Here is a 5,822-nt window from a genome sequence, read left to right on the forward strand (position 1 = left end):
GGGGGTTTTCATTGGGCGCGCAATTGTCCGCCACGCCGGGCGGCGCAGCCGCGCACCCGCTACAATGGCGGTTTTCCCGACATCGCCGCCCGCTCGCCATGCCGACCAAGCCGTCCATCCGTCTCGCCCCCGCCGCGCCCTACACGCGCGGCGCCGACCTGCCCGCGCTGCTGCAAAGCCGGATCCTGATCCTCGATGGCGCGATGGGCACGATGATCCAGCAATACAAATACGACGAAGCCGCCTATCGCGGCCCGCGCTTCGCCGATTTCCATCGCGACATCAAGGGCAACAACGAGCTGCTGTCGCTGACGCAGCCCGACACGATCCGCGAGATCCACGATCAATACTTCGCGGCCGGCGCCGACATCGTCGAAACCAACACGTTCGGCGCCACCACCGTCGCGCAGGCCGACTACGAGATGGAGCATCTCGTCGTGGAAATGAACGTCGAATCGGCGCGTCTCGCCCGTGAGGCCGCGCTCAAGTACTCGACGCCGGACAAGCCGCGTTTCGTTGCGGGCGCAATCGGCCCGACGCCGAAAACGGCCAGCATCTCGCCCGACGTCAACGATCCGGGCGCGCGCAACGTCACCTACGACGAACTGCGCGATGCGTACTATCAGCAGGCCAAGGCGCTGCTCGACGGCGGCGTGGACCTGTTCCTGGTCGAAACGATCTTCGACACGCTGAACGCGAAGGCCGCGCTGTTCGCGCTCGACCAGTTGTTCGAGGACACCGGCGAGCTGCTGCCGATCATGATCTCGGGCACCGTCACCGACGCATCCGGCCGCATCCTGTCGGGCCAGACCGTCGAGGCGTTCTGGAATTCGCTGCGCCACGTGCGCCCGCTCACGTTCGGCCTGAACTGCGCGCTCGGCGCGGCGCTGATGCGCCCGTACATCGCCGAACTGGCCAAGCTCTGCGACACCTACGTGTCCTGCTACCCGAACGCGGGCCTGCCGAACCCGATGGCCGACACCGGCTTCGACGAAACGCCCGACGTCACCTCGAGCCTGCTGCGCGAGTTCGCGCAGGCCGGCCTCGTGAACCTGGCCGGCGGCTGCTGCGGCACCACGCCGGCGCACATCGCCGAAATCGCCAAGGCGCTGGCCGACGTGAAGCCGCGCCGCTGGCCGACGCATTACAGCGAAGACGAAGCCGCCTGAGTCACGCCCTCGCCCCCGCCCGCGCCGCCTGATGCGCGGGCGCCGAACCGCGCCCCCTACGATACGCACCCGCACCGCCATGACCGACCACACCATGCGACTTGCCGGCCTCGAGCCGTTCAACGTCACCCAGGGCACCCTCTTCATCAACGTCGGCGAACGCACCAACGTGACCGGCTCGAAGGCGTTCGCACGGATGATCCTGAACGGCCAGTTCGACGAGGCGCTCGCGGTCGCGCGCCAGCAGGTCGAGAACGGCGCGCAGGTGATCGACATCAACATGGACGAGGCGATGCTCGATTCGAAGGCGGCGATGGTCCGCTTCCTGAATCTGATCGCGTCCGAGCCGGACATCGCGCGCGTGCCGATCATGATCGATTCGTCGAAGTGGGACGTGATCGAGGCCGGCCTGAAATGCGTGCAGGGCAAGGCGATCGTCAACTCGATCTCGCTGAAGGAAGGCAAGGAACCGTTCATCCACCACGCGAAACTGATCCGCCGCTACGGCGCGGCCGCCGTGGTGATGGCGTTCGACGAAACCGGCCAGGCCGATACCTACGAGCGCAAGACCGAAATCTGCACGCGCTCGTACCAGGTGCTGGTGGAGGAATGCGGCTTCCCGCCCGAGGACATCATCTTCGACCCGAACATCTTCGCGGTCGCCACGGGCATCGAGGAGCACAACAACTACGCGGTCGACTTCATCGAAGCCACCCGCTGGATCAAGCAGAATCTGCCGTACGCGAAGATCAGCGGCGGCGTGTCGAACGTGTCGTTCTCGTTCCGCGGCAACGATCCGGTGCGCGAGGCGATCCACACCGTGTTCCTGTATCACGCGATCCAGGCCGGCATGGACATGGGCATCGTCAACGCGGGCCAGCTCGGCGTATACGCCGATCTCGACGCCGACCTGCGCGAGCGCGTGGAAGACGTGGTGCTGAACCGCCGCGACGACGCCACCGACCGCCTGCTCGAAGTGGCCGACAAGTTCAAGACGGGCGCCGCGAAGAAGGAAGAGAACCTCGAATGGCGCAACCAGCCGGTCGAGAAACGGCTCGCGCATGCGCTGGTGCACGGCATCACGAACTTCATCGTCGAGGACACCGAAGAATCCCGCGCCAAGATTCACGCCGCCGGCGGCCGCCCGATCAACGTGATCGAAGGCCCGCTGATGGACGGCATGAACGTGGTGGGCGACCTGTTCGGCCAGGGCAAGATGTTCCTGCCGCAGGTCGTGAAATCGGCGCGCGTGATGAAGCAGGCCGTGGCGCACCTGATCCCGTTCATCGAGGAAGAAAAGCGCCTGCTCGCGGAAGCGGGCGGCGACGTGCGCGCGAAGGGCAAGATCGTGATCGCCACCGTCAAGGGCGACGTGCACGACATCGGCAAGAACATCGTGTCGGTGGTGCTCCAGTGCAACAACTTCGAAGTGGTCAACATGGGCGTGATGGTGCCGTGCAACGAGATCCTCGCGAAGGCGAAGGTCGAGGGCGCGGACATCATCGGCCTGTCGGGTCTGATCACGCCGAGCCTGGAGGAAATGGCCTACGTCGCATCCGAAATGCAGCGCGACGATTATTTCCGCGTGAAGAAGATCCCGCTGCTGATCGGCGGCGCGACCACCTCGCGCGTGCACACCGCCGTGAAAATCGCGCCGCATTACGAAGGCCCGGTGGTGTACGTGCCGGATGCGTCGCGCTCGGTGTCGGTGGCGTCGAGCCTGCTGTCGGACGAGGGCGCCACGCGCTACCTCGACGACCTCAAGAGCGAATACGACCGCATCCGCGACCAGCACGCGAACCGGAAGCAGACGCCGATGGTCACGCTGGCCGAGGCGCGCGCCAACAAGACCAAGGTCGACTGGTCGAGCTACACGCCGGTCAAGCCGAAGTTCATCGGCCGCCGCGTGTTCAAGAACTACGACCTGGCCGAGCTGGCGAACTACATCGACTGGGCCCCGTTCTTCCAGACCTGGGACCTGGCCGGCCCGTACCCGGCGATCCTCAACGACGAGATCGTCGGCGAATCGGCGCGACGCGTGTTCTCGGACGGCAAATCGATGCTGTCGCGCCTGATCCAGGGCCGCTGGCTGACCGCGAACGGCGTGATCTCGCTGCTGCCGGCCAACACCGTGGGCGACGACGACATCGAGATCTACACCGACGACAGCCGCACCGAAGTTGCGATGCGCTGGAGCAACCTGCGCCAGCAGAGCGTGCGCCCGGTGGTGGACGGCGTGATGCGCCCGAACCGCTCGCTGGCCGATTTCATCGCGCCGAAGGAATCGGGCGTGGCCGACTACATCGGCCTGTTCGCCGTGACGGCCGGGCTGGGCGTCGAGGCAAAGGAAAAGCAGTTCGAGGCCGATCACGACGACTACAGCGCGATCATGCTGAAGGCGCTGGCCGACCGCTTCGCCGAAGCGTTCGCCGAGGCGATGCACACGCGCGTGCGCCGCGAGCTGTGGGGTTATGCGGCCGGCGAGACGCTCGACAACGAAGCGCTGATCGCCGAGAAATACACCGGCATCCGCCCGGCGCCGGGCTACCCGGCCTGCCCGGACCACCTCGTCAAGCAGGCGATGTTCGACGTGCTGCGCGCCGAGGAGATCGGCATGAGCGTGACCGAATCGCTGGCGATGCTGCCGGCGGCGAGCGTGTCGGGTTTCTATCTGGCGCACCCCGACAGCACGTATTTCTCCGTCGGCAAGATCGGCAACGACCAGGTGACCGATTTCGCGGCGCGGATGTCGCTGTCGGAGAAGGACGCGCGGCGGGCGCTGGCGCCGTTGCTGTAAGAACCGGGCCGGGCTGGCGTCATTCGACGGCCATCCAGCCCGGCCGCGCGTTGCGAATCGATCCCGTGCCGTGAGTCGTGACGACATGATACGGCACGCCGGTGGCGGCGGATCCCCGCATATCCAGAACCCGCACCTGCTCGTCGTGGTGGCTGCGATAGGCCGGAGCAGTCGCTTGGCCGGCAGCATCGTAGCCCAGGGCAGCAACGGCATGCACGTCCATCTCATGAAAGCGCTCGCTCTGCGACGCGACCATGACCGGCGACGGCGAGCATTGGCAAACGCAGCGATCGCCTTCGAGCGCCTGCTCCTTGCCGTGTTTGTGGTCAGGCCAGCGCGGCCCTTGCGCGACGATCGTCCCGACCGACTGACACGCGTGGCAGAAAACCCGCGCCCCGACGAAGGTCAGCGGCGTTCCCTCGTGCATGCAGCCGTCGATACCCTCGACGACGATGCCGCCGCTCGACGATGTGTCGCCTTTTTTCAGCATATATCGCTTCACGCTTGATGGCCTCCCGAGGCTGACGTTCAAGACCGGGAGCTTTCGACATTCGGCATCACACTTCCATGGGATTCTTCTGATTTTTCACGATCTGCGGCGATTGCACGCACATCACCCAAGGCGGGAGGCCAGCGACGTACCGAGAAACGCGCCGTAAACGACGAAGCCCAGGGATAAACCTGGGCTTCGTTTGGATGAGGCGCCGCATCGGGCACCCCGCGAGGTCGGGCAAAGCGCCTCAAAACCCCCAATGCACGTCCGCGTTCTGCGCCTTCGCCGCGCGCAGCATGCCGAGGAACGGCGCCACGCGTTGCGCGACGCTCGGCGCGACTTCGTGGTGGGAGTGGTCGGTATCTTCTTCGTGGAAATGGCCGCCGTGCTCGGCGCTGGCGCGGCGGGCCTGGTCGGTCACCGCCTCGAGCTTCGCGATCGCGCCGTCCAGCTCGTCGTGGGTGATCACACCGCGCTCGCCGAGCGGCTTGCCGACGATGCCCAGTACATACACCGCGAAGTCCTTCAGCACGTCGAGATCCTGTGCCGCCTTGCTCTTGAACGTAATCATGATCGCAATATCCTTTCAGCTTTTGTTGTGCTTGCCGGCTCGTCGGCCGGCTGGCGCGGGGGTAAATGGGTCGCGCCGACGCTTTGCGTCTGAGCGGCATATTAGCACCTGTTAAAATTCAGCGATCCCTGAAACGCGCGCCGCCGGGCGCGCCGCCGGCCGGCCTCCCGCGGCCGCCGACAACGACCCTTCCCGACAGCATGCTGCCTGCCCAAAAACACATTCTCGAAACCCTGCTCGCCGATTGCGTGAAGCAGGTCGTCCAGGCCCTGAAAGGCGACGCCGAAGCCGCCTTCGTCACGCCCGCGATCACGCTGGAGCGCCCGAAGGCCGCCGCGCACGGCGACGCGGCCTGCAACGTCGCGATGCAGCTCGCCAAGCCGCTCGGCACCAATCCGCGCCAACTGGCCGAGAAGATCGTCGCCGCCATCGGCACGCATCCGGCCGCGGCCGGGCTGGTCGAGGCCGCGGAAATCGCCGGCCCCGGCTTCATCAACCTGCGCCTCTCCGCAGCCTCGAAGCAGGCCGTGATCGGCGCGGTGTTCGCCGAGCGCGAGGCCTTCGGCCGCTCGGAACACGACGCCGGCCGACGCGTGCTGCTCGAATTCGTCTCGGCCAACCCCACCGGCCCGCTGCACGTCGGCCACGGCCGCCAGGCCGCGCTCGGCGACGTGCTGGCCAACGTGCTGGCCACCCAGGGCTACGCGGTGCACCGCGAGTTCTACTACAACGACGCCGGCGTGCAGATCGGCAACCTGGCGCTGTCCACGCAGTGCCGCGCGCACGCCCATC

Annotated in this window: 5 protein-coding genes; 3 read left to right on the plus strand and 2 right to left on the minus strand. The window is 66.4% G+C overall.

The genetic code is table 11. From position 1 onward, the window contains the following. Positions 1-98: 98 nt before the first annotated feature. Positions 99-1,169, plus strand: a complete 1,071-nt coding sequence (locus ACYP33_RS15375; RefSeq protein ID WP_414443211.1) for a homocysteine S-methyltransferase family protein — start codon at positions 99-101, stop codon at positions 1,167-1,169. 79 nt (positions 1,170-1,248) lie between these two features. After that, positions 1,249-3,966: a methionine synthase gene (gene metH, locus ACYP33_RS15380; protein WP_459622704.1), complete on the plus strand. Its 2,718-nt coding sequence runs from the start codon at positions 1,249-1,251 to the stop codon at positions 3,964-3,966. A 19-nt stretch (positions 3,967-3,985) separates the two neighbouring features. Here metH and ACYP33_RS15385 read toward each other — a convergent pair whose 3' ends face one another. Next, positions 3,986-4,456: a PAAR domain-containing protein gene (locus tag ACYP33_RS15385; RefSeq protein ID WP_459622705.1), complete on the minus strand. Its 471-nt coding sequence runs from the start codon at positions 4,454-4,456 to the stop codon at positions 3,986-3,988. 250 nt (positions 4,457-4,706) lie between these two features. Further along, positions 4,707-5,030: a DUF1840 domain-containing protein gene (locus ACYP33_RS15390; RefSeq protein ID WP_414443215.1), complete on the minus strand. Its 324-nt coding sequence runs from the start codon at positions 5,028-5,030 to the stop codon at positions 4,707-4,709. Positions 5,031-5,230: 200 nt separating this feature from the next. Between ACYP33_RS15390 and argS the strand changes: the two genes are divergently transcribed. Beyond that, on the plus strand, positions 5,231-5,822 hold a 592-nt coding region (argS, locus tag ACYP33_RS15395), incomplete at its 3' end, for an arginine--tRNA ligase domain-containing protein (protein ID WP_459622706.1).

The organism is Burkholderia sp. 3C (genome assembly GCF_054589155.1).

Bases quoted from the DNA above. Each gene is read 5' to 3' on its own strand.
- ACYP33_RS15375 (WP_414443211.1), top strand. From the start codon at position 99: ATGCCGACCAAGCCGTCCATCCGTCTCGCCCCCGCCGCGCCCTACACG.
- metH (WP_459622704.1), top strand. From the start codon at position 1,249: ATGACCGACCACACCATGCGACTTGCCGGCCTCGAGCCGTTCAACGTC.
- ACYP33_RS15385 (WP_459622705.1), bottom strand. From the start codon at position 4,456: ATGCTGAAAAAAGGCGACACATCGTCGAGCGGCGGCATCGTCGTCGAG.
- ACYP33_RS15390 (WP_414443215.1), bottom strand. From the start codon at position 5,030: ATGATTACGTTCAAGAGCAAGGCGGCACAGGATCTCGACGTGCTGAAG.